At 72.9% G+C, this 23,485-nt stretch carries 21 protein-coding genes and 2 pseudogenes; 12 read left to right on the forward strand and 11 right to left on the reverse strand.

Going from position 1 to position 23,485, the window contains the following annotated elements; all coding sequences use genetic code 11:
* Positions 1-11: 11 nt before the first annotated feature.
* From RBL05_RS08490 to RBL05_RS08510, 5 genes and pseudogenes are all read left to right on the forward strand, one after another.
* Positions 12-1,019: pseudogene (locus tag RBL05_RS08490) on the forward strand (ABC transporter substrate-binding protein); the annotation flags it as partial.
* Between the two features lie 301 nt (positions 1,020-1,320).
* A complete protein-coding gene (locus tag RBL05_RS08495; RefSeq protein ID WP_308739877.1) occupies positions 1,321-2,295 on the forward strand; it encodes a carbohydrate ABC transporter permease in 975 nt (324 codons plus the stop codon).
* Positions 2,288-3,127: a carbohydrate ABC transporter permease gene (locus tag RBL05_RS08500; protein ID WP_308739876.1), complete on the forward strand. Its 840-nt coding sequence runs from the start codon at positions 2,288-2,290 to the stop codon at positions 3,125-3,127. Before RBL05_RS08495 ends, RBL05_RS08500 begins: the two co-directional genes overlap by 8 nt.
* A gap of 31 nt (positions 3,128-3,158) precedes the next feature.
* A complete protein-coding gene (locus tag RBL05_RS08505; protein ID WP_308739875.1) occupies positions 3,159-3,893 on the forward strand; it encodes a sugar phosphate isomerase/epimerase family protein in 735 nt (244 codons plus the stop codon).
* A gap of 44 nt (positions 3,894-3,937) precedes the next feature.
* The gene (locus tag RBL05_RS08510) at positions 3,938-5,071 is read left to right on the forward strand and encodes a Gfo/Idh/MocA family protein (RefSeq protein ID WP_308739874.1); all 1,134 of its coding nucleotides are present in this window, start codon (positions 3,938-3,940) and stop codon (positions 5,069-5,071) included.
* A 578-nt stretch (positions 5,072-5,649) separates the two neighbouring features.
* Here RBL05_RS08510 and RBL05_RS08515 read toward each other — a convergent pair.
* The 3 genes from RBL05_RS08515 to RBL05_RS08525 all read right to left on the reverse strand — a co-directional run bounded on the left by RBL05_RS08515 (position 5,650) and on the right by RBL05_RS08525 (position 7,534).
* Complete coding sequence (locus RBL05_RS08515) at positions 5,650-6,498, reverse strand: aldo/keto reductase (protein ID WP_308739873.1); 849 nt, start codon at positions 6,496-6,498, stop codon at positions 5,650-5,652.
* Between the two features lie 68 nt (positions 6,499-6,566).
* Positions 6,567-7,034 carry an NUDIX domain-containing protein gene (locus RBL05_RS08520; RefSeq protein WP_308739872.1) on the reverse strand — a complete coding sequence of 156 codons (468 nt, stop codon included), beginning with the start codon at positions 7,032-7,034 and terminating at the stop codon, positions 6,567-6,569.
* The gene (locus RBL05_RS08525; RefSeq protein WP_318603557.1) at positions 7,031-7,534 is read right to left on the reverse strand and encodes a PTS sugar transporter subunit IIA; all 504 of its coding nucleotides are present in this window, start codon (positions 7,532-7,534) and stop codon (positions 7,031-7,033) included. Before RBL05_RS08525 ends, RBL05_RS08520 begins: the two co-directional genes overlap by 4 nt.
* Before the next feature lie 111 nt (positions 7,535-7,645).
* Between RBL05_RS08525 and RBL05_RS08530 the strand changes: the two genes are divergently transcribed.
* A complete protein-coding gene (locus RBL05_RS08530; RefSeq protein WP_308739870.1) occupies positions 7,646-8,611 on the forward strand; it encodes a sugar-binding transcriptional regulator in 966 nt (321 codons plus the stop codon).
* Here the strand turns inward: RBL05_RS08530 and RBL05_RS08535 are convergent, their stop codons facing one another.
* From RBL05_RS08535 to RBL05_RS08550, 4 genes are all read right to left on the reverse strand, one after another.
* Positions 8,612-9,511, reverse strand: a complete 900-nt coding sequence (locus tag RBL05_RS08535; protein ID WP_308739869.1) for an aminodeoxychorismate lyase — start codon at positions 9,509-9,511, stop codon at positions 8,612-8,614.
* Between the two features lie 72 nt (positions 9,512-9,583).
* Positions 9,584-10,663 carry a hypothetical protein gene (locus RBL05_RS08540; protein WP_308739868.1) on the reverse strand — a complete coding sequence of 360 codons (1,080 nt, stop codon included), beginning with the start codon at positions 10,661-10,663 and terminating at the stop codon, positions 9,584-9,586.
* A 249-nt stretch (positions 10,664-10,912) separates the two neighbouring features.
* Complete coding sequence (locus RBL05_RS08545) at positions 10,913-11,689, reverse strand: hypothetical protein (RefSeq protein ID WP_308739867.1); 777 nt, start codon at positions 11,687-11,689, stop codon at positions 10,913-10,915.
* Between the two features lie 12 nt (positions 11,690-11,701).
* A complete protein-coding gene (locus tag RBL05_RS08550) occupies positions 11,702-11,857 on the reverse strand; it encodes a hypothetical protein (RefSeq protein WP_308739866.1) in 156 nt (51 codons plus the stop codon).
* A gap of 164 nt (positions 11,858-12,021) precedes the next feature.
* Here RBL05_RS08550 and RBL05_RS08555 point away from each other — a divergent pair, with 164 nt between their 5' ends.
* Together RBL05_RS08555 and RBL05_RS08560 are read left to right on the forward strand one after the other, a co-directional pair.
* Positions 12,022-13,518 (forward strand): glutamate--cysteine ligase, encoded by a 1,497-nt coding sequence (locus RBL05_RS08555; RefSeq protein WP_308739865.1) that lies wholly within the window; start codon positions 12,022-12,024, stop codon positions 13,516-13,518.
* 66 nt (positions 13,519-13,584) lie between these two features.
* Positions 13,585-14,573, forward strand: a pseudogene (locus RBL05_RS08560) (bile acid:sodium symporter family protein).
* A gap of 21 nt (positions 14,574-14,594) precedes the next feature.
* On the opposite strand, the gene RBL05_RS08565 reads toward RBL05_RS08560, so the two are convergent.
* Positions 14,595-16,394 carry a BCCT family transporter gene (locus tag RBL05_RS08565; protein ID WP_308739864.1) on the reverse strand — a complete coding sequence of 600 codons (1,800 nt, stop codon included), beginning with the start codon at positions 16,392-16,394 and terminating at the stop codon, positions 14,595-14,597.
* A gap of 235 nt (positions 16,395-16,629) precedes the next feature.
* Between RBL05_RS08565 and RBL05_RS08570 the strand changes: the two genes are divergently transcribed.
* Positions 16,630-17,340 (forward strand): DUF4352 domain-containing protein, encoded by a 711-nt coding sequence (locus RBL05_RS08570; RefSeq protein ID WP_318603559.1) that lies wholly within the window; start codon positions 16,630-16,632, stop codon positions 17,338-17,340.
* Here the strand turns inward: RBL05_RS08570 and RBL05_RS08575 are convergent.
* The gene (locus tag RBL05_RS08575) at positions 17,283-17,783 is read right to left on the reverse strand and encodes a DUF2306 domain-containing protein (protein ID WP_308739862.1); all 501 of its coding nucleotides are present in this window, start codon (positions 17,781-17,783) and stop codon (positions 17,283-17,285) included. The two genes, RBL05_RS08570 and RBL05_RS08575, sit on opposite strands and share 58 nt — an antisense overlap.
* A gap of 83 nt (positions 17,784-17,866) precedes the next feature.
* On the opposite strand from RBL05_RS08575, the gene RBL05_RS08580 reads away from it, so the two are divergent.
* Positions 17,867-18,607, forward strand: coding sequence for a MerR family transcriptional regulator (locus tag RBL05_RS08580; protein WP_308739861.1), 741 nt, complete (start codon positions 17,867-17,869; stop codon positions 18,605-18,607).
* Between the two features lie 203 nt (positions 18,608-18,810).
* Here the strand turns inward: RBL05_RS08580 and RBL05_RS08585 are convergent, their stop codons facing one another.
* Positions 18,811-19,575, reverse strand: a complete 765-nt coding sequence (locus RBL05_RS08585; protein WP_308739860.1) for a hypothetical protein — start codon at positions 19,573-19,575, stop codon at positions 18,811-18,813.
* Positions 19,576-19,685: 110 nt separating this feature from the next.
* Here RBL05_RS08585 and RBL05_RS08590 point away from each other — a divergent pair, with 110 nt between their 5' ends.
* Together RBL05_RS08590 and hrpB are read left to right on the forward strand one after the other, a co-directional pair.
* The gene (locus tag RBL05_RS08590) at positions 19,686-20,231 is read left to right on the forward strand and encodes a hypothetical protein (protein WP_308739859.1); all 546 of its coding nucleotides are present in this window, start codon (positions 19,686-19,688) and stop codon (positions 20,229-20,231) included.
* A gap of 32 nt (positions 20,232-20,263) precedes the next feature.
* Positions 20,264-22,762 (forward strand): ATP-dependent helicase HrpB, encoded by a 2,499-nt coding sequence (gene hrpB / locus RBL05_RS08595; RefSeq protein WP_308739858.1) that lies wholly within the window; start codon positions 20,264-20,266, stop codon positions 22,760-22,762.
* Here hrpB and RBL05_RS08600 read toward each other — a convergent pair.
* Positions 22,749-23,402 (reverse strand): GOLPH3/VPS74 family protein, encoded by a 654-nt coding sequence (locus tag RBL05_RS08600; protein ID WP_308739857.1) that lies wholly within the window; start codon positions 23,400-23,402, stop codon positions 22,749-22,751. The genes hrpB and RBL05_RS08600 overlap by 14 nt on opposite strands.
* Positions 23,403-23,485: the final 83 nt, after the last annotated feature.

Genomic DNA, 23,485 nt, shown 5'->3' on the forward strand with positions numbered 1-23,485 from the left:
AGGAGATCCCGATGCGACGTCGCACCCTTCTCACCGCCGCCCCTCTCGCCGCCGCCGGCGCCACAGGCCTCGCCGCCTGCGGCTCCTCCGGCTCCGGCGGCTCCAACGACTCCCTCACCTACTGGGCCTCGAACCAGGGCACCAGCCTCGAGAACGACAAGGAGGTGCTCACCCCCGTCCTCGAGAAGTTCACCGAGGAGACCGGGATCGAGGTCTCCCTCGAGGTGATCGGCTGGGCCGACCTGCAGACCCGCATCCAGACGGCGATCACCTCCGGCCAGGGCCCCGACGTGCTCAACATCGGGAACACCTGGGGCGTCAGCCTGCAGGCCACCGGCGGGCTGCTCGAGCTGGGCGATGCCGAGTTCGAGGCCCTCGGCGGTCGCGAGCAGTACGTCGAGGCGGCCCTCGCCACCGGCGGCGAGGAGGGCACCGACCCCGCCTCCATCCCGCTCTACGGGCTCGCCTACGGCATGTACTACAACGTGAAGATGTTCGAGGAGGCGGGCATCGAGCCGCCCACCACCTGGGAGGAGATGGTCGAGGCCGCGAAGGCGCTCACCGACCCGGACAAGGGCGTGTACGGCATGTCCCTCGCCGCCGGCTCCTACACCGAGAACAACCACTTCGCCTTCATCAACGCCACCCAGAACGGCGCCGCCCTGAACGACGCCGACGGCAAGCCCACCTTCACCGAGGACGGCGTCGTCGACGGGATCCTGCGCTATCTCGACCTCATGCAGGAGCACAAGGTCGTCAACCCCTCCAACGCCCAGTTCGACAACGGCACCAAGTCCGTCACCGCCTTCGCCAACGGCGAGGCGGCGATGATCATCAACCAGAACAACGCCAACGCCACCATCGAGTCCCAGGGGATGTCCCCCGAAGACTTCAAGGCCATCCCCTTCCCCGCCCCGGCCGACGCGGTCGACGACTGCGCCTCCCACCTGGCCGGCATCAACCTCGCCGCCATGGCCGACACCGACAACCGCGACGGCGCGCTGGCCTTCATGAAGTTCATGACCTCCCCCGAGATCCAGGCCGAGCTCGGCAAGCCCTTCGCCTCGCTGCCCGTACTCGTGGACGGCGAGCCCACCTTCACCGAGGACGCCGAACAGGCGGAGATGTTCATGGAGATCTATGCGGAGCGCTCCACCCCGCTGCCGCTGGTGCCCTGGGAGGACCAGTTCGAGACGACGGTCGGCCAGGCGATGAACTCGATGTTCGCGACCATCGCGACCGGGGGAAGGTCACCCGCGAGGACATCGTCACCGCGATGCAGACGGCCCAGGACTCGATCCGGGCCTGAGGAAGGGCACCATGACCACCACCGTCCCCCACGGGACCACGACGCCGTCCTCGAACGCGGAGCCCTCGGCCCCGCGCCGCCGACAGCGCACCTGGTTCCCGTACCTGATCCTGCTGCCGGCGGTGATCCTCGAGCTGCTCATCCACGTGGTCCCGATGATCACGGGTTTCTGGATGAGCTTCGTGGAGCTGACGAAGTTCTTCATCCGCCGCTGGACCGAGGCCCCCTTCGCCGGGCTGGACAACTACCGCATCGCGGTGGACCTCGACACCCCGATCGGCCAGGAGCTGCTGAGCTCCTTCCTGGTCACCGTCGCGTTCACCGCGCTGGTGGTGGGGCTGAGCTGGGGCCTGGGCATGGCCGCGGCCGTCGCCCTGCAGCGCCCCTTTCGGGGACGCGGGGTGTTCCGCACCCTGTTCCTGGTCCCCTACGCCCTGCCGCTCTACGCCGCCGTGATCACCTGGAACTTAATGCTCCAGCGGGACACCGGCGTCATCAACCACCTCCTGGTCGACCAGCTGGGGATCCTGGACGAGGCCCCGTTCTGGCTGATCGGCGACAACGCCTTCGTCTCCGTGGTGGTCGTCGCGATCTGGCGCATGTGGCCCTTCGCCTTCCTCATGTTCATGGCCGGGCTGCAGTCGATCCCCGACGAGCTCTACGAGGCCAGCGCCATGGACGGCGCCACCCCGCTGCGGCAGTGGCGGGCGGTCACCCTCCCGATGCTGGCACCGGTGAACCAGACGATGCTGCTGGTGATGTTCCTGTGGGTGTTCAACGACTTCAACACCCCGTACATCCTCTTCGGCACCGCGCAGCCGCCCGCCGGAGACCTCATCAGCTTCCACATCTACAACGCCTCGTTCCTGTCCTGGGACTTCGGCGTGGGCAGCGCGATGAGCGTGCTCCTGCTGCTGTTCCTGCTGGCCGTGTCGCTGCTCTACCTGTACGCCACCCAATGGAGGAAGGGGCGCTCCCATGCGTGAGACCCTCGGAGAGAAGATCTTCCGCGCCGTCGTGCTCGTGGTGCTGAGCGTCTTCGTGCTGCTGCCGCTGTACGTCATGGTCACCACGAGCCTCAAGCCGCTGGGCGATGTGCAGGCCGGATTCTCCTGGCTCCCCAGCCGGGTGACGATCGAGCCGTTCATCGAGATGTGGTCGACGGTGCCGCTCGCGCGGTACTTCATGAACTCGCTCGTGGTCACCTCGATCGCCACCCTGTTCAGCGTCGCGGTCGCGATCTTCGCGGCCTACGCCGTCTCCCGCTGGCGCTTCCGCGGGCGCACCCCGTTCATGACCGCGGTGCTGTCCACCCAGATGTTCCCCGGCGTGCTGTTCCTGCTGCCGCTGTACCTGATCTTCGTCAACATCGACGCGACCTTCGGCGTCCCGCTGGTGGGCACGCGGATCGGCCTGATCATCACCTATCTGACCTTCTCGCTGCCCTTCTCGATCTGGATGCTCGCCGGCTACTTCGACGGGATCCCGCGCGAGCTGGACCAGGCGGGCAAGGTCGACGGCGCCGGCAACCTCACGATCCTGCTGCGGATCATCCTCCCCGCGGCGCGGCCCGGCATCGTCGCCGTCGCGATCTACGCCTTCATGACGGCGTGGGGCGAGGTGCTCTTCGCCTCCGTGCTGACCACGGAGGAGACCCGCACCCTCGCCGTCGGCCTGCGGCAGTACGCCACCCAGACCAACGTCTACTGGAACCAGGTCCTCGCCGCCTCGATCGCGGTGTCGATCCCGGTGGTCGTCGGCTTCCTGATGATGCAGAAGAACTTCGTCGCCGGGCTCACCGCCGGCGCCGTGAAGTGACCGCCCCTCCCCCACTCCCAGAGAGGACCCCATGGAGATCTCCGTCCAGCTCTACAGCGTGCGCGAGCAGCTCGCCGAGGACCACCTCGGTACGCTCCGTCGCCTGGTCGACCTCGGGCTCGTCCATGCCGAGCCCTTCCACCTGCTCGAGCATCGCGATGCGCTCGTGCGCGCCCGCGGCGAGCTGCCGCTCGACTTCCCGAGCGCGCACCAGTCCCTCCTCGGCGAGGTGGACCTCCCCGCCGTGCTCGAGGCCGCCGAGGCCGTCGGCGTGCAGTATCTCGTCGATCCCTACTGGGACCCGGCGGACTGGACCGACGCCGACCGGGTGCGGGCGCTCGCCGATCGGCTGAACGAGCGCGCCGCGATCGCCGCTGAGCACGGCCTGCGCCTCGGCTATCACAACCACCACTTCGAGATCGCCTCCCGGCTCGAGGGCCGCACCGCGCTCGAGGTCTTCGCCGACGCCCTCGACCCCCGGGTGGTGCTCGAGATCGACACCTACTGGGCCGCCGTCGGCGGGGCCGACGTCCCCGCCCTCCTCGCCTCCCTCGGCGAGAGGGTGCAGCTGGTCCATCTCAAGGACGGCGACCTCTCCGAGGATCCCGCCGCGCAGCTCCCGCTCGGCACCGGTGCGATGCCCCTGGCCGAGACGCTCGCCGCGTCCCGGGACGTCGCCTACGGCGTGATCGAGTTCGACGACTACGCCGGCGACATGCTCGAGGGCATCGCCGCGTCCCTCGCCCACCTGCGCACCGCCGCCTGATTCCCTCCGCACCACCCTCCCGACCTCCACCGCAAGGACCCTCCATGCCTCAGCAGCACACCGGACCCGTCGGCGTCGGCCTCATCGGCGCCGGCACCATCTCCGCCGAGTACCTCACCCATCTCACCTCCTTCCCGGACGTGACGGTCCGCATCGTCGGGGACCTGTTCCCCGAGGCCGCCGCGGCCCGCGCCGCCGAGTTCGGGGTGCCTGCCTCGGGCACTGCCGACGACGTCCTCGCCCATCCCGATGTCGAGATCGTCGTGAACCTGACGATCCCCACCGCTCACGCCGAGGTCTCGCGCGCGATCGTCGCGGCAGGCAAGCACGTGTGGACCGAGAAGCCGATCACCACCGACCCGGCCGACGCGAAGGCCCTTCTCGAGGCGGCCCGCGACGCGGGGGTGCGCGTCGGCGGCGCGCCGGACACCGTGCTCGGCGCCGGGATCCAGACCGCGCTGCGCACCCTGCGGGACGGCGAGATCGGCGCGCCCGCGAGCGCGCTGACCCTGTTCCAGTCCCCGGGGCCGGAGTCCTGGCACCCCAACCCCGCCTTCCTCTTCCAGGAAGGCGCCGGCCCGCTGTACGACATCGCCCCCTACTACACGACCACCCTGGTGCTCGCGCTCGGCCCGGTCGTCTCGGTCAGTGCGGTCGGCTCGAAGGCGCGCGAGCAGCGCACCATCGGCTCCGGCCCCAAGGCCGGGGAGGTCTTCGACGTCACCGTCCCGACCCAGGTCGCGGCCCTGCTGCGCTTCGCCTCGGGCCAGAACGCGACGGTGCTGCTGAGCTTCGACTCCCCGCACACCCGCACCGGCTTCGTCGAGGTGTACGGCACCGAGGCGACGCTCGCCTTCCCGGACCCGAACGTCTTCGACGGCGACAGCGCCCTGACGGCCTACCGCGGCACGGAGGCCACGCCGGTCCCGGCTTCCGGGGCGACGACCGGTCGCGGCCTGGGCGTCCTCGAGATGGCCCGTGCGCTGCGCGCCGGGGTGCCGCACCGCGCCCAGGGCGAGATCGCTGCGCACGTGCTCGACGTGATGGTCGGGATCGAGACGGCGATCGCCGAGAACCGGATCGTGGAGATCGGCTCGACCTTCGCCGAGGTCGAGCCGATGCCCGCGGACTTCGACCCTCATGCCGCGACGCTCGAGGGCGCGACCGTCCGCGCCTGAGCCCGTCGGCGCCCGCGTCGGCGCAGCCCGGCCCACGTTCTGTCACGCCACGACTCATGCGCGCCGCCGCGTGAGTCGTGGCGTGACATCTCCTGCTCGGGACCCTTCAGCCGGTGGGCAGTCGCCATCACGCTCCCTCGCGCAGCGTCATCGTCCCCGTGCCGACGGCAGACGAAGCGGAGGACGTCGCCGTACGTGCCGTCGAACAGCGCGGTGAATCGCTGCTCGGGATCGGGACTCTGCGGTGTGCTCACATCCCTCTCCTGTCCGGCACCGGCACCGGTGTGTCGAAGCCCGACCCTAAGGCTGCGCCGCCCGCACCTTCTGTGACGCCACGACTCATGCCCGGGCGCAGATGAGTCCTCACGGCAGCAAAACCCTCCGCAGCCGGGCTCGTGAAGGCGGCCGGGCGAGTGCAGCGACCGGACGGCGAGGACGGCCGGCCGACGGACGGCGTCACCCCGGCGGCGGAGCCGACCTCGTCGGAGCTCTCCCCGCACGACGACGCGCCGCGCCTCCCAGGTGGGAGACGCGGCGCGTCGTGGCGTGCGGCGGGGCCGCGGCCGTACGGGTCGAGCTCAGGCGCCCTGGTGACCGGCGAAGGTGTCGGGGTCCGGGCCCTGGCGGCCGGCGGCGCCCTTGTCGAGGGCGGCGATCTTCGCGATCTCGTCATCGGTGAGCGTGAGCTCGAGGGAGGCGAGGTTCGCGGCGATCCGCTCGGGGGTGACGGACTTCGAGACCACCACGTTGCCGAGCGCGAGGTTCCAGGCGAGCAGCACCTGGGCGGGGCTCGCGCCGTGCGCCTCGGCGACGGCGGTGACCACCGGGTCCTCGAGCTCGCCGCCGCCCTGGCCCAGCGGCGACCAGGCCTCGGTGACGATGCCCTTCTCGGCGTGGAAGGCGCGCAGCTCGGCGTTGCCGAGGTACGGGTGGACCTCGATCTGGTTCAGGACGGGCAGCACGCCGGTCTCGGCCTCGATCGTCTCGATGTCCTCGCGGCGGAAGTTCGAGACGCCGATGGAGCGGATCCGGCCCTGCTCCCTGAGCTCCACGAGCGCCTTCCAGGTCTCCAGGGCCAGGCCCTTGGACGGGGCGGGCCAGTGGATGAGGTAGAGGTCGAGCTCGTCGAGGCCCAGGTCCTCCATGGTCGCGTCGAAGGAGCGCAGGGTCGCGTCGCGGCCCTGGTCCTGGTTGGGGACCTTCGAGGTCACGAAGACCTCGTCGCGCGGGAGGCCGGCGGCCTTCAGGGCCTGGCCCACGCCGGCCTCGTTGTTGTAGCCGCGGGCGGTGTCGATGTGGCGGTAGCCGGCCTCGAGGGCCTTGACGACGACGTCGGCGGCGACCTCGTTCTCGACCTGCCACACGCCGTAGCCGAGCTGCGGGATGGAGCGGCCGTCGTGGAAGGAGATGCGGGGCGAGGTGGTCATGGGGCTCCTTGCTCTCGGGTCGCGGCGGACTCGACCGCCGCTGGACACTCCCCCAGGCTATCGCTCGCTCAGCCGCGGCACACTCCGAGGCTGAACGGCCGGGAGCCGGGGTCCTGCTCGAGCCAGCGGGCGAGCTCGGGCGGGTGGACGACGTGCTCGCCGAGCCGGTCCAGCGCCAGCCAGGCGGTGCCGGCCTGGCCGGGGTCCGGCTGGGTGCCCTCCCCGGGCTCCTCCCCTTCGGCCAGGCCGCACCAGTAGGCGACGTTGACCTGGTGGAACGGCGGGATCGGGGAGCCGTCGACCATGCGTCGGTCCATCATGATCTCGAACAGGCAGGCGGGCTGGTGCACCTCGACCTCGGCGCCGATCTCCTCGCGGCACTCGCGGACCATCGCCGCGGTCTGGTCCTCGCCGTGCTCCTGCCCGCCGCCGGGCAGGGCGAACACCTCCCGACCGTCCGGTTCCAGGTAGCGGTTCATCAGCACCTGCCCCTCGCGGACGATCAGCGCCTTCACTCCCAGTCTGGGGCTCCTCATGCGAGCTCCTCCTCGTCCTCTGCCCGTCCCAGCAGCGCCTCGGCCCGTGCCCTCAGCGTCCGCCCGTCCTCGGCCTCGAGCAGCGCGGCGACCGCCTGCTCGTCCTGCAGCAGGGCCATCAGGCGCTGCAGGGCGGCGAGGTGCTCGCGCGCGTCGGTCAGCAGCGGCATGGCCAGCAGCTGCACCGGGACCTCCCCGCCGCCGGCCCCCATCTCGCCGAAGGCGACGGGGCGGGCGAGGGTCGCGAGCGCCAGGCCCGGGACGAGCACGTGCTCGGGGTCGGCGTGCGGGATCGCGGTGGGGATCGGGGTGGGCAGGCCCGTCGGGTAGCGCTGCTCGCGCGCCTGCAGCGCTTCGGGGAAGGCGTCGGTGACGGCGCCGTCGTCCAGCAGGTGCCCGGCGAGGGTGCGCAGCGCGTCGGCCGCGTCGGCCGCCTCGAGGCGGGCGAGGACGAGGCTCAGCGCGAGCGGTGCGCGGGGCGTGCGCGGATCTGTGCTCATGGTTCCTCCCGGACGGCGACCCCCTGATTCTGGCACCCGTCGGCGCTCGCCTGCGTACGCTGGGCTCGTTCCGTCCGGCGCGTCCCGCGCCGCCGCCCGCCAGGAGAGCCCATGCCCGCCCCTCGAGACACCGCCCTCGTGGTGCGCGCGGCGCGCCTGTACCACGAGCAGGGCCGCTCGCAGACGGAGGTGGCGAAGGAGCTGGGACTGTCCCGCTCGAACGTCTCGCGGATCCTCTCCCAGGCCAGGGAGCGCGGGATCGTCGAGATCACGATCCACGACCCCGACGGCCCGCCGCGCCGCGACGTGGCGCTCGAGGCAGCACTGCGGGCGACGTTCTCGCTGCGGGAGGCGCATGTGGTCTCCGCGCCGCGGGCCTCGGCGATGGAGTCGGTCGCGCGACAGGGCGCAGCACTGATCGCCGAGCGCGCGGGCCGTGTGCGCAGCCTCGGCGTCTCCTGGGGGCAGACGGTCCAGAGCGTCGTCGCCGCCCTGGACTCCCTCCGCCCCCGGCCGACGCCGACGGTGCTGCCGCTGGTGGGCGGGCACAGCGCCCTGGACCAGTTCGACTCCGGCGAGTCCGTGCTGCGGGTGCTCGCCTCGCGGCTCGGGGCGACGCCGCGGACGCTCTACGCCCCGGCGGTGCTGGAGTCCGCGACAGCGGTCGCCACGCTGCGGGCGGAGTCCTCGATCCGCACCGTGCTGGAGGCGGCCGCGCAGGTCGAGCTCGCGGTGGTGGGCATCGGCTCGCTCGGCGTGCACTCCTCCCCTCACGTGCTGGACCTGATGGCGCTCGGCGAGGAGGAGCGCGAGGCCTTCGAGGCGCAGCGCCCGGTGGGCGATGTGTGCGGCCGGTTCGTGGACGCCGAGGGGATCCCGCTCGGGGCGCCGACGGATCAGCGGGTGCTCGCGGTGACCTTCTCGGAGCTGCTGCGGATCCCGGAGGTCCTGGGCGTCGCGGCCGGGGAGGAGAAGGCGCCCGGGGCGGTGGGGGTGCTGCGCAGCGGCGCGATCGACACCCTGGTGGTGGATGTCGACCTCGCCCGCGAGGTGCTCGCGCTCAGGTCCCGCGCCTGATCAGATCCCGCCCTTGAGCACGCGCTCGAAGCGGGCGGTGAGCTCGGCGTCGACGGGCAGCTCGTGCTCGTCGAGGTGGGTGATCGGGGCGGCGAGGCGGGTGGAGGACAGCAGCCAGGCGCCGTCGGAGCCCTTGACGTCCTCGATGGTCATGAGCTCCTCACCGGTGGCGAGGCCCTGCTGCTCGCGCAGCCATTCGAAGAGGGTCGCGACAGCGGTGCCCGCGAGCACGCCGGCGCTCGCGGGGGTGGTGAGGAAGGAGTCGCCGCGGCGCACGAGCAGGGTGGAGGTGGGGCCCTCGAGGGCGTAGCCGTCGCTGGAGACGAAGAGGACGTCGGCGGCGCCGCGGCGCTTCGCCTCGCGCACCGCGGCCATGTTCACGGCGTAGCTGAGGGTCTTCGCGCCCTGCAGCAGCCAGGGGCTGGTCTCCGCGGCGGTGGTGGCCAGGCCCCGGTCCAGCACGGCCACCTTCATCCCGGCCCGGTACGGGCTCCAGTCGTCGGAGGCCTTGGCGTGGATCCAGCAGGTGGGCGTGCCGGTGCCCTCGACGCCGCGGGTGTACATCACGCGCACGCTGAGCTCGGCGACGCTCTCGTGGGCGGCGATCGCGGCGTCGACTGCCTCGGCGAGCAGCGCCTGGTCGGGGGCGGGCAGGTCGATCATCTCGGCGCTGCGGGCGAGGCGGGCGAGGTGGGGGCCGACGTTGACGGGGCTGCCGTCGAAAGCGCCGATGGTCTCGAAGACGCCGTCGCCGCGGGTGGCGACGAGGTCGGTGACGGAGAGCTGCGGGACCGTGGGGTCGGCGAGGCGGTAGCCGGGTCCGCCGCCCGACGGGGCCCCGGTCGCGCCGGGGACGAGCACGAGCACCGGGGCGGGGGTACGGGGGCTGGTCGCGGTCATGTCACTGCTCCTTCACGGGGCCCGTCGGGATGCGGAGCCGTCTCACCAGGGTAGACCTGCCGCGCCGACGGCTCAGCCCCAGCCGATCCCCTCGCCGATCGCCGAGGCGCCGCGTGGGCTCGGGGCGTCGCCACCGGAGGCGCCGCCGAGCTTCTCTCCGATCATGGCCACCAGGCGCTCGAACAGGGTGCCGTGCTCCTCGGCGCCGGGCGCCTCGAGCCGCCCCGCGGGCAGCGAGCCGGCGCTCTGCGCCGGGCCGTCCACGAGTCCCTGGACGCCCATCGCACCACCGGCCGCAGCGCCCTCACCGGCGCCCTCAGCAGCACCGCCGCCCGAGGCCTCCGCACCGCCAGCACCCTCAGCAGCACCGCCCCCGCCGGAACCGCCGCCCGACGACGAACCTCCACCACCACCGGAGCTGCCACCGGACTCGCTCCCGGCCCCGCCGCCGGACTCACTGCCCGCGGACCCCCCGGAACCACCAGCACCCTCTACGCCGGCTCCAGAGTCCGCACTGGCTCCTCCACCGGCACCGCCACCGGGCCCCTCGCCCAGGCGCCCCTCCTCCCCGATCAGGTTCCCGAGCCCGCCGCCAGCGCCGAGCCCGGCCAGCAGCTCCTCGAGCAGCATGCCGAGGGCGAGACCGCGCAGGACGAGGTCGGCGAGCAGCCCGCCGAGCAGGTTCCCGAGGAAGGCGCCGAGCAGCGCGGCCCGCCCCTCGGGGGTGGCGAGCGCCTCGCGCAGCATGTCGGCGAAGCGGCCCGCGGGCCCGCCCTCGCCGCCGAGCGCGCCGCCGCCGAGCAGGTCCCGCAGCATCCCCTGCGCCCTCCGCGCCATGTCCGCGAGGAACTCGCCAGGGTTCGACCAGGGGCCGCCGAAGCTGTCGGGGCTCGAGGCGGCCTCCTGCTCCTCGGCGTGCTGGGCGAGGCGTCGCGCCTGCTGGCGCAGCTCGAGACCGCGGTCCTGGAGACCGGGGCGCACGCTCCCGGACCAGTCGGCGCGGAACCGCTCGGCGTCCTCCCCCACCCACTCGACGGTCTCGATCACCGCGGAGAGCCGCCCCTCGAGCTCGTCGAGCAGCTCCGCACGCCGGGCGCAGAACGCGCCCATCGTCCGCAGGGCCTCGGCGTCCGCCCCCCAGAATCCGTTCATGCCTCCCCGTTCCCCTCGCAGTGACCGTGTCGCAGTCCCCGCCTCGTGCCTCGCCGGGCACGCCCCCGAACCTATGCGTCCCGGCCCTCACCCCGCCATGGGGAGGACTCCCCATCCCGGCCGCGACCGGCGGAGTCAGGGGTCTCCTAGGGGGACGCGCGGTGCTCGTCGGAGGTCCCAGCCGTACGCGATCTGCCCCTCGCCGTCGGTGTCACAGGTGCCGTGCCTGGGCGTCACCGCGCGCCCGGCTCAACCCCCGTGCACGGCGAGCACGAGGCCGTGCGCGCGCCAGCGCAGATGCATCTCCAGCGGGTCCCCGTCGGTCTCGACCTCCATCGGGTCCACGCGGGTGCCGAGCGCGGCGCCGCGCAGGTCGGCGAGCGCGAGCGCACCCTCCGCCTCCCCCGCGGCAGGGGCGACGAGCTCCGCCTCGGCCACGTCCTCGACCATGCCGAGGATCGCCGCGAAGAGGTGGGCGTCCATGAGCTGCTCGGCGGCCTCGGCGCGCTCGCCCTCGGAGTCGTCCTCGGCGGGGCCGCGGGAGGAGAGCTCGGCGAGTGTCGCCTCGAGCGCATCGGTGAAGAGGCCCAGGTAGGTGGGCAGGTCCGGGGCGGCGAGCTGCAGGGCGAGGTCCTCGCCGATGCCGTAGACCGCCCCGGGGGTCCCGAGCTCGTCGAGGGTCAGCACCACGGCGGTGTCCGGGGTCTCGTACAGGGGGTAGTAGCTGGTCGCCTCGCCCAGCAGCGTGTACGGCCCGACGTCGGTGCGGTTCTCGACCAGCAGGGTCAGCACCGGCAGGCCGCACAGGGTGATCCCGCCGAGCTCGTCGACGAGCTGCTCGAGGGCGGGCGGCGGATCGGCGGCGACCTCCTCCTCGGTGACGGCGAGGCCGGGCACCATGGCGACGTCCTGATCGTGGACGGTGACGAGGGAGGCCAGGCGGTCCAGGACCGGGCGCAGCGGGGCGATCGGCAGCACCTCGGCGCCGTCGGGCCAGGGCAGGGAGGTGTTCATCGGCGTGCTCACCCGCCCAGTCTGTCACGCGCCGCCGGGCCGGATCCTGCTCTCGAGCGCGTCGATGTACAGGTCACCGGCCTGGGACCGGGCGATCAGCTCCCGCGCGGCGGGCACCGGGCCCCAGGTGTTCCACAGCGGCACGGCCTCCACCACGCCCTCGTCGAGACAGTGGACCACCGCGGCGCGGTGCTCCTCGCCCCGCAGCGCGCGACCCGATGTCCACCACGGCAATCCCGTCCCCGGATGTGCGCCATCTCCCGCGGGGCGGATGGACCCTGCCGCACCGCCCCCGCACGTGCTTGGATGAGCGGGCACACCCGTCAGGACCGGAGGTCACCCCCATGGGACGCGAGATCGGCAGCACCGAGTACACCCGTTCCCAGCGCACCCGCTATCGGCGGGAGCTGCGACGGAATCTCGACCTCTTCGAGAGCTTCCTGGACACGGCCGAGTTCGTGGACGAGGGGACCGTCGGCGTCGAGCTGGAGATGAACCTCGCCGACCGCGACTCGATGGCCCCGGCGCTGATCGCGGACACCCTGCTGGAGGACCTCGACGACGAGCAGTACGTCCACGAGATCGGCCGGTTCAACCTCGAGGCGAACCTCCCGGTGACCCATCCGACGGGGACCGGGCTGCGGGAGCTGGAGACGGCGCTCGGCGCCGCCGTCGACCGGGCCGACGAGGCGGCGCAGGCCCGCGGGGCGCGCGTGGTCCCCGTCGGCCACCTGCCCACGATCTCCGAGGACCTCTTCGCCGACGAGGCGTGGCGCGCCCCGGGCGCCCGCTACGAGGCGCTGGAGTCCAGCGTGATGGAGGCCCGCGGCGAGGAGATCACCCTGCGGATCGAGGGCGAGGGCCGCGGCGTGGACACCACCTTCGACTCGGTCGCGCCGGAGAGCGCGTGCACCTCGATGCAGCTGCACCTGCAGGTGCCGCCGGAGCAGTTCGCGGCCGCCTGGAACGCGGCGCAGGCGATCGCAGGCCCGCAGGTCGCGCTCGCCGCGAACTCCCCGTTCCTGCTGGGCAGGCGGCTGTGGCACGAGACCCGCATCCCCACCTTCGTGCAGGCGCTGGACACGCGCCCGCCCGAGTACGCGGCGCAGGGGGTGCGGCCGCGGGTGTGGTTCGGGGAGCGCTGGATCACCTCGATGTTCGACCTCTTCGAGGAGAACGTGCGCCTGTTCCCGGCGCTGATCCCCGAGTCGCGGGAGATGGCGGAGGAGCCGCTGCTGACCGATGGCCACTCCCCCCGCCTGCACGAGCTGATGCTCCACAACGGCACGGTGTGGCGCTGGAACCGGCCGATCTACGACCCCGGCACGGACCTGCCCCATCTGCGGCTGGAGAACCGCCTGCTGCCGGCCGGCCCGACTCCCGCGGACATGGCCGCGAACGCCGCGTTCTTCTACGGCATCGTCCGCTCGCTGGTGCACGAGCGCCGGCCGCTGTGGTCGCGGATGAGCTTCGAGCAGGCCGACGACTCCTTCCAGCAGTGCGCGCGCTGGGGCCTCGAGGCGCGGGTGCGCTGGCCGAAGGTGGGCCGGGTGCGGGTCGCGGACCTCCTCCAGGAGCATCTGATCCCGCAGGCGATGCAGGGGCTGCGCGAGCTCGGCGCCGACGCACAGGTGATCGCCCGCTACCAGGAGATCCTCACCGAGCGCGCCCGCACGGGCCGCAACGGCGCCCGCTGGCAGATCGACACCGTCACCTCGCTCGAGCTGCGCGGCGGCACCCGTGAGCAGGCGCTCGCGGAGATGACCCGCCTCTATCGCGCCGCCGTCGACTCGGGTGAGCCGGTGCACGCCTGGCAGGTCCCGGCGCGCCAGCGGGGCTGACGGCCGGCACGACCACCAGGCGTCCACATCTCGGACAGCCGTCTCACAGGGCAGTACAGTGCTCCCATGAGCACCCAGACCCCCTCCCCCGCGCCCGCGAGCACCGCGCGCGCCTCGGAGGACCGCTCCGCGCGCATCGCGGTGACGGTCTTCCCCGCCCTGATCCTCGTCGCCGCGGCGATCGGCTTCCTCGCCCCGCCCGTGGGCCAGGCCCTTGCGCCGTTCACGAGCATCTACCTGGGCGTGATCATGTTCGCGATGGGACTCACCCTCACGCTCCCGGACTTCGCACTCGTCGTGCGCCGCCCGCTCCCGGTGCTCATCGGCGTCGTGGCCCAGTACGTGATCATGCCGCTGATCGGGCTCGGGGTCTCGCTGCTGCTGCAGCTGCCCCCGAGCTGGCCGTCGGCGTGATCCTCGTGGGCTGCGCCCCCGGCGGCACCAGCTCGAACGTGATCTGCTATCTCGCGAAGGCGGACACCGCACTGTCGGTGACGATGACCTCGATCTCGACCCTGCTCGCCCCGCTGTTCACCCCCTTGCTGACCCTCTGGCTCGCCGGCTCGTACCTCCCCGTGGACGCGGGCTCGATGGCGCTGTCGATCGTGCAGATGGTGCTGATCCCGGTGGTCGGCGGCCTGGTGGTGCGCCTGATCGCCGGGAAGCTCGTGGACCGGATCCTGCCGGCCCTGCCGTGGGTCTCCGTCGCCGGCATCTCGCTGGTCGTCGTCTCCGTGGTCTCCGGCTCGACCGAAGCGATCGTCTCCGCCGGAGCGATCGTGCTGCTGGCCGTGGTGCTGCACAACGGCCTCGGCTACCTGATCGGCTACTGGGCCGCCCGCCTGCTGCGCCAGGGCGAGCGCGCCGCCCGCACCACCTCCGTCGAGGTCGGGATGCAGAACTCGGGCCTCGCCGCGACGCTCGCCGCGGCGTCGTTCAGCCCGGCCGCCGCGCTGCCGGCCGCGATCTTCTCGATCTGGCACAACCTCTCCGGCGCGGTGCTGGCGATGTACTACCGCCGCAGCGCGGGACGCCACCAGGTCGACCCCGCCTGATCCTCGGACGGGTCGGGCGCCTCAGCGCGACATGTCCCGCCCGTCCTCCGGCAGCGCCGCCCGTGCGCTGCCGGTGCGGGCCGGCAGCGTCCCGGCATCGGGCGCCGTGTCGGGCTCGACCTCCTCGATGTCCTCGTAGATGTCGCTCATGACCGGCACCTCGGTGGTGTAGGTCGGCTCGACGACGTAGTCGTCGGTGTCGTACTCCTCGTCCTCCTCGCGCCGCTCGTACTCCTCGGGCGGCAGCACCTGCGCCCATTCGCGGGTGCGGATCTGCGGCAGCTCGCCGGCATCCTCCTTCAGCGCGCGCAGCAGGGCGTACATCTGGAACCAGCCCATGATGAAGAACGGCAGGCCGACGAGGATGATCGTGGACTGCAGTGCGGTCAGACCGTCCTCGCCGGAGAACACCAGCAGCGTCGCGGTGATCAGCCCGATCGCGACGCCCCAGAAGATGCGCTGGCCCAGCGGGTTGTAGTCCTCGTGACCATTGGCCATCGAGTCGGTGACCAGGGCCGCGGAGTCCACGGAGGTGACGAAGAAGATCACCACCACGATGATCGCGATCACCGAGACGAAGAACGCGGCCGGGTAGTTGTCCAGGAATGCGAACAGCGCGCCGGGGATGTCCCCCTCGCCCACGACGCGGTCCACGAGCCCGCCCTCGCCGCGCAGCTCGATGTCGAAGCTCGCGTAGCCGAAGATCCCGAACCAGATCACGGAGAAACCGGCCGGCACCGCGAGCACGCCGGAGACGAACTGGCGGATGGTGCGGCCCTTGGAGATGCGGGCGATGAAGATGCCCACGAAGGGCGACCAGGTGATGGTCCACGCCCAGTAGAAGACGGTCCAGGTGTTCTGCCAGCCGGAGTCGGCCTGGGTGTCGTTCCACAGCGCGAGCTCCGGCAGGGCGACCAGGTAGTTGCCGAAGGACTCCAGGGTCCCCTTGACGACGAAGAGGGTCGAGCCGCCGGCGACCAGCACGAACAGCAGCAGCAGCACGGCCATGACGATGTTGAGGTTGGAGAGGACCTTGATCCCCTTCTCCAGGCCGAGGGACACCGAGATCAGCGCCAGCCCGCTGACCACGCCGATGATGACGAGGTTCCAGACCGCGTTCTCCGGGACCCCGAACAGCTGGTTGAGGCCGCCGTTGATCTGCAGGGTGCCCAGCCCCACCGAGACCGCGACCCCGAAGACGGTGCCGATGATCGCGATGATGTCGATGATCTTGCCGATCGGCCCGTGGATGCCCTCGCCGAGCAGCGGCTGGAAGATCGAGCTCACGCGCGGGGGCAGGTTCCGCTTGTGGATGAAGTAGGCGAAGCACAGGGCGGGCAGGGTGAAGATCGCCCAGGTGTGCAGCGTGAAGTGGTAGTAGGTGAAGTTCATGGCGTCCCGGGCGGCGGCCCAGGTGCCGGCCTCGAGGCCGAGCTCGGTGGCGCGCGGCGGGTCGCCGAAGTGGCTGATCGGCTCGGCGACGCCCCAGAACATCAGGATCGAGCCGATGCCGGCGGCGAAGAGCATCGCGAACCAGGCCGTGCCGGAGTGCTCGGGCGGCTCGTCGTCGGGGCCGAGCTTGACGCGGCCGAAGCGCCCGGCCGCGATGAAGATCAGGAACGCCAGGAACACGGTGACGCCGAGGATGTAGAACCATCCGAGGTTGGTCATCAGCCATTGCGAGGCGCTGTCGGTCGCCGCCCCCATCGGCTCGGTGAAGGCGATCGTGGCGATCACGAAGGCGAGGATGATCGCCGCCGAGCCGAAGAAGATCGTGGGGGAAGTGCGCAGTCGCAGCGCGTCGTGGAGTCTCGTCAGCACGGTGCTCGTCTCCTCCTCGGACGGCACATTCGCTCGGGTCTCGCTCGTCGGTCGTGCCGCCGCAGGGTGGGCTGGTCGTCGGAACGCTCTCCAGTATGGCGGAGCCTCGGGCCTCGGGGGCGCGCTCCCGCAGGATCCTCGGCCCGGGATCCGACGGGGAGTCCTCCCCATCGCGCCCCGCCCGACCCCGGGATAGCGTGGTCCACGACGCTCCCGGCAGAGGTGGAGGACCTTCATGAGCACCCCGTACGGCATGCCGCCGACCCCTCCGACCGGAGCGCCCCCGCTCCCGCCGGCGAAGAGCCGCACCCCGCTGTACATCGCGCTGGTCTGCGGCTGCGTGCTCGTGCTGATGCTGGTCGTCGCCGGCATCGGCGTCGGCCTCTATCTCGTCGGAAAGGACGGCGGCGAGGAGCCGACGTCGCCCCCGAGCTCGATCGTGGACCCTCCCCCGAGCGAGGACCCCTCCGACGATCCCCCCGACGACCCGAGCACTCCCACCTCGGACGCCCCCACCGAGATCGAGACCGACCAGCCGGTGGACAAGCCCACCGAGGGCCCCTCGGCCGACGCCACCGAGCCGAGTGACGAGACCTTCCAGTTCACTGTCTCCAAGCCCGAGGAGGGCACCACGCTCGATCTGGGCGGCGAGACGAAGACCCCGGAGAACGACAAGTTCATCGGCGTGGCGGTGACGATCGTGAACAACAGCTCGCAGGACATCGGTATCGGCTCCGACCGCTTCCGCCTCTACGACGACTCCGGCGCGGAGATCGACATCCGCTACGGCGCCTTCTCGACCTCCGGCCCGGAGATCCCGGCCGGCGAGGAGGCCGAGGCGCAGCTGTACGCCGACGTCCCCGAGGACACGGTGCTCGCGGAGATCAGCTACACCGACGAGGTCGGCACCGGCGGCCAGGAGTTCCGCGTCCCCGTCGGCGGCTGAGAGCGCACCACCGTCACCACCAGCACCGTGAGCGCCGCGGCGACGGCCAGCACCGTCACCGCCACGATCAGCGGCTCGCTGCGCAGCAGCTGCGGGATGAGCCGCACGGGCACCAGCGCCGCGAAGGCGAAGGCGATGAGGGTTCCGAGATAGGAGCCGACCATGAAGCCGCGGTGCATCTCGACGCTCCCGCTGCGGATGCCCACGATCGCCGCGACGAGGCAGACGAGGGTCCAGATCGACAGCCCGTGCAGCCAGCTGAACCCTCCGCCGCGGATCCAGAAGCTCGAGACGCAGGTGACCACCATCGCCGCCGCCCACACGCCGCCGAGGATCCGGTGGGCGCGGTCGCGGCGCCGACGGAGGATCTGGAGGGGCCCGAGCAGCAGGACGACGAGGGCGGAGACGGCGTGGAGGGTGATCACTGGCGTGAGAGCGTCCATGAGAGGGACGATAGTGCCGCTATCCACGCCGGCGCCATCAAGATAGTCGCTGGTCGGCGCACTATCCGAGGGGAGAACGGGTCATGCTCCTGCACGAGCTCGCGGAGGCGACGGGGGTCTCCGCCGCCTCGATCAAGTACTACCGGCGCGAGGGGCTGCTGCCGCCGGGCGAGCGGATCACGACGACCCGGCAGGACTACGGCCGCGCCCACGTCGAGCGCCTCGAGCTGATTCAGGTGCTGCGCGAGGTCGCCGGCGCCCCGATCGCGCGGATCGCGCAGGTGACGGCCCTGCTCGACGATCCCGACGTCCCGCTGATCGAGGTGCTCGCCGAGTCGCAGACCCTCGCCCTGGGCCTTGAGGACCCGGCCGACGGGCAGAGCGCAGCGGGCAGGGCGGACGGGGCGGAGGCGGCGGGCGGCGAGCACCCCTCGATCGCTCCGCTGCTCGCGCACCTCGGCTGGCCCGACGTCGACTCCGCCCCGCGCCGCGCGCTGGATCGGCTGCTGCGTTCCCTGGACGAGTGGGAGGCGCCGACGGATCCGGGGATGCTGCTGCGCTATGCGGAGCCGATGGCGCAGATCGCCCGCTCGGACGTGGACTGGATGAGCACCGGGGCGGGGCCTGTCGAGGCAGGGCCGGCGGGGGCCGAGCCGTCCGTCTCGCAGGACGTGGCGGTGATGCGCGCGGTGGCGGGCGCGATCGCCTTCGACCGACTGGTCCGGCTGCTGCGCCTGCTGGGGCACGCGAGCTTCTCGATCCTCGATGCGATGCAGGTCAGCGAGGAACCCGGGCCGCCCGGACCCCCGATTACCAGGGAATGAACAGCCTCGGCACAGTGCTTTTTCCGGCAGCGCGTGTTCACTGTTCTCAACGCGTCACCGGAGGATCCCGCTGACTGAGGAGGAGGCGGGATCCGCTGATCCGGGACGCGGGGGAAAGGGATGGCCCCGGCTCGTGGGGACGAGCCGGGGCACTTTCCTGTTCGGGGGTGATCCGCTCCGGCGCCGCCCTCGCCGGGGCGCTCTCAGCGCCGCAGGTCGATGCCGAAGACGCGGCGTATCTGCGCGACGGCGTGCCGCGTGAAGCGGCGGTCCGAGGGGGTCGAGGCGAAGGGCAGCACGAGCCCGGGATGGTCGGGATGCGTGACGCGGCCGTGCGTCGCCCCGGGGGTGATGACGAACCCCGCCTGCTGCATGCGCCCCAGCAGCTCGCGGCGCGAGGTGGGGTGGCGCGTGCCCTGTCCGCCGCGGGTGGAGGGGCCGGCGGCGTCCTCGGCGATGTCGAGGGCGGGCTCGTACTCGTCGGGGCGCACGCTGAGCGCGTAGCGGGCGGAGAACAGGCCGATCACGGCGTTGTCCGCGCGGCGCACCTGCACGACGAGGTCGTCGCGGAGGAAGTGGTCGCTGGTCCCGGCGTCGGCGGTCCAGGCGTCCTCGGGGTCGGCGACGGCCTGCACGATCCGCTCGCCGTCGGCCCCGGTCACGCCGACGGCGCGGATGTCCTCGTCGCGGATCCGCAGGGGCCGGGGCAGGGGTCGAGGATCGTCCGCGTCGAGCGTGTGCACGGCATCGCTCGGAGCGGCCGACGCGGCCCGGGGCAGCTGGACCGTCCGGGCCCGCCGGCGCGGCAACGGCGCGGAGGGCAGGTCGGCTTGCTCGGGCCGCGCGGCCGGCTCGGGTCGGCGCCCCGGCACGGCGGTCCAGTCCACGGGCCGCACGGAGTGGGCGGGGTCCTTGCGCCCGGCGAGCGCCTTCGGGCTCGGGACGGGTCGCTCGGGCCTGCTCGTCATCTCGTCCCCTCCCCTGCACGCTCGTGACCGCCCGGCTGCCGGGCTCTCCCCCGATGGTGCCACGAGGGCACCGGTCCGCTAGCGTGTCGCCCGTCTCGTCCCGTCCTGCCGTGAGGATCCCCGTGGCCGTCACCGTCGCCCGCCGTTCCCGCTCCGCACGTCTCGTCGCCGTGCTGGCCGCCGTGCTCCTCGCCGCCGGCTGCAGCGGCTCCCCCGAGGAGGAGAGCTCCTCCCCCGCCGCCCAGGGCACGACCGCCGAGGAGCCCGCTGCCTCGGACGGGGACGACTCCGCCGGGGGTGCCTCCGACGAGGGCGGGAAGACCGCGGCCGTCGTGCCGCAGGAGTCCTACGAGGTCACGCCCGCACCGGACGGCTTCGTCCCGCCGGAGCCCTGCACGGGCGAGGGCGCCTTCTACGCGGAGCTGGGAGGGGAGGCGAACCCCGGCCTGCCCGAGCGCGGCGGGGAGTCCCTCACCGTCTCCCTCGAGAGCATCGAGGGCGACAGCGCGCAGCTCATGGCGCAGGTCGGCGACAGCCCCGCCCGGGAGATCGGACCGATCACCCTGGGCGAGACCGTCGCCGTGGACCTGTGGACGCTGTCGGTGACGAGCGTGTGCGCCGACTCCGAGCAGGTCGAGTTCGATCTCATCGACTGAGGCGCGACCTCCGCACCAGGGATGATGGGGGCATGACGGACCGCTCCCCCGCCCTGCACCGCTTCGACCTGGACGTCGTCGGGGCGGGGCTGTCCGTCGCCGCGGCACGGGAGGAGCTCGGGGCCGCGGCGCGGACGGGCGCGATGGTGGTCACCGCCCCGCCCGGCACGGGCAAGACGACGCTGGTGCCGCCGCTGGTCGCGAATCTGGTCGACGGACTGACTCTCGTCACCCAGCCGCGCCGGGTGGCGGTGCGTGCGGCGGCGCGCCGTCTCGCGTCCCTCGACGGCAGCCCGCTCGGCGGCCCCGTCGGCTTCACGGTCCGCGGCGAGCGGACGGTCGGGAAGGGCACGGCCGTCGAGATGCTCACCCCGGGCGTGCTGCTGCGGCGCCTGCTGGCCGATCCGGAGCTGCCGGGTGTCTCGGCGGTGGTGCTCGACGAGGTCCACGAGCGCTCCCTGGAGACGGACCTGCTGCTGGGCATGCTCGCCGAGACGCGGCAGCTGCGGGAGGACCTGCTGGTCGGGGCGATGTCGGCGACGCTCGTCGCGCGGGCGGTCGCGGAGGTGCTGGACGGCGCGGCGATCGTGGAGGTGCCGAGCGCCCTGCACCCCCTGCGCACCGAGCACGCCCCCTGCCCGTCCCCGCGCCTGGACGCCCGCGGCGTCACCCGCGAGTTCCTCGACCATCTCGCCCGCACCGCGGCCCGCGCGCAGCGGGAGGAGGGCTGCGACGCGCTGGTCTTCGTGCCCGGCGCTCGGGAGGTCGACGAGACGGTCACCCGCCTGCAGGGCCTGGTGGACGGGGTCGAGGTCCTCCCCCTGCACGGCCGGCTGCCCGCCGCCCAGCAGGACCGCGCCACCGGCGGGCGCCGCGCCGGGGAGCCGCCCCGGATCGTGGTCTCCACGGCGCTCGCCGAATCCTCCCTCACGGTGCCCGGGGTGCATCTGGTGGTCGATGCGGGGCTGTCCCGCGAGGTGCGGCGGGATCGCGGCCGGGACATGTCGGGCCTGGTCACGGTCAGCGCCTCGCGGGCCGCGATCGAGCAGCGCGCCGGCCGTGCCGCCCGTCAGGGCCCGGGCCGGGCGGTGCGCGTGTTCTCCGAGGCGGAGCTCGCGGGGATGCCGGCCCAGTCCCCGCCGGAGATCACCGCCGCGGATCTCACCGATGCGGCGCTCTGGCTCGCCTGCTGGGGGACGCCGCGCGGGGAGGGCCTGCCGCTGCTGACCCCGCCGCCGGCCGCGGAGATCCGCGCCGCCGAGGACACCCTGCGGGCCCTCGATCTGGTCGACGAGGAGGGCCGCCCCACCCCGGCCGGTCGCCGCACCGCGAAGCTCCCGGTCGGGGTGCGCGAGGCGCGGGCCCTGCTCGCGGGCGGGCCGTCGGCCGCCGAGGTCGTCGCCGCGGTCTCCGACGACCACCGCCCCACGGGTGCCGATCTCCCCCGCCTCCTCGCCGATCTCCGCGCCGGCCGTGCCCCCGGCGCCGACCGCTGGCGCCGGGAGCGCGACCGTCTGACGCGCCTCGCCGGCTCATCGGGCGGGCGCGCCTCCCCCGGCGCGGCCCTCGCCCTCGCTCGGCCGGAGCGGATCGCGCGGCGGGTGGCCGACGCCTCCCGCTCCTATCTCCTCGCCTCCAGCACCCGGGCGGCCCTGCCCGAGGGCAGCGGCCTGCTCGGCGCGCCGTGGCTCGCGGTCTGGGAGGTGCAGCGCGCGGAGGGACGGGCCGCCGACGGCACCGGCGCGGTGATCCGCGCCGCCGCCCCGCTCACGGAGGACGAGGCCCTCGACCTGGGCGCCGGTCTGCTCGTCGAGGAGCGCACGGCGAGGCTCGAGAACGGCACCGTCCGTGCCCGCCGCCGACGCGCCCTCGGCGCGATCGAGCTGTCCTCCACCCCGGTCGCGCCGACGGCCGAGGACACGGTCCCCGCGGTGCTCTCCGCGGTCCGCGAGAGGGGCCTGGTGGCGCTGACCTGGTCCGACACCGCCCGCAGCCTGCGAGGCCGGCTCGCCCTGATCCACCGCGAGCTCGGTGACCCGTGGCCGGCGATGGACGAGGACGCACTCCTGGCGACCCTCGAGACCTGGCTCGCCCCGCACGTGAGGACCCGCCTGGACGGCATCGACCTGGTCTCGGCGCTGCGCACCATGCTGCCCTGGCCGGAGGCGTCCGAGCTCGACGCCCTCGCTCCCGAGCGGCTCCCTGTCCCCTCGGGATCGACCGCCCGGATCGACTATCCCGCGCCGGACGAGGAGGGCGGCCGGCCCGTCGTCGCGGTGAAGCTGCAGGAGCTGTTCGGTCTCGCGGAGACGCCGCGGCTGGTGCGGGGCAGGGTGCCGGTGCTCTTCCACCTGCTCTCCCCGGCCCGTCGGCCGCTCGCCGTCACGGACGACCTGCGCTCCTTCTGGGACGGGCCGTACCGGGAGGTGCGCAAGGAGATGAGGGGGCGCTATCCGAAGCACCCCTGGCCGGAGGATCCGTGGACGGCGCCGGCCACCGCGCGGACGACGGCGCGGCTCAGGTCGAGCTGACCGTCGTGACCACGGTGGCCGCGGCGAGCGCCGCGGTCATGTCGTCCACGACCCGCTTCACGGCCGTCGCGGCGGGGCTGTCGATCTCGAGGGCCTCGATCCGCTGATCGAGCTCGCGGCGCGAGAGGCCGGGCAGGTCGTCCTTGAGGATCCGATGTGCGATCCCGAGGGCGCGCAGGATCTCCAGCAGCAGCCCGTCCTGCAGGGAGGCGCGGGCGGGGTCCTCGACGGCGGCGGCGAGCCGGGCGCGCAGCGCGGTCTCGAGCTCGTCGTCGTGGGTGGGCCAGGTGGTGGTGAACCAGCCGTCCTTGCGCTGGACGGCGCCGACGGCGGCGAAGCCCTCGCCGATCACCTCGGTGAGGTTCATCGTGCGGTGGCCGATCGCGGACTTCAGCGACTTCCCCTCGAGCTCGGCGAGCGCGCCGAGGGCCTGGTCGAGGACGGGCAGGTCGGTGGACTCGGTGGAGAGGACCTGCACCTTCGGGCTGCGCTCCTCGGTCAGCGCGATCCGCTCGCGCAGGGCGAGCTCGGCGATCGCGGCGGCGGCGAGGGCCTGGGTGCGGTACGAGGTCGAGTCCTGCCGGCCGGCGTCGTCGGTCAGCAGCAGGAACAGCTCTCCGGGGATCGTGTGCGTCGTCATGACCCCACCCTTCCAGGCGCTCCGCCGCACCGGATCCGACGATCGTCGCACCGCGCCCCTGCTCCCGGGTGGGATCCAGCGGG

The organism is Brachybacterium sp. GU-2, from assembly GCF_030866705.2.
GTDB lineage: Bacteria > Actinomycetota > Actinomycetes > Actinomycetales > Dermabacteraceae > Brachybacterium > Brachybacterium conglomeratum.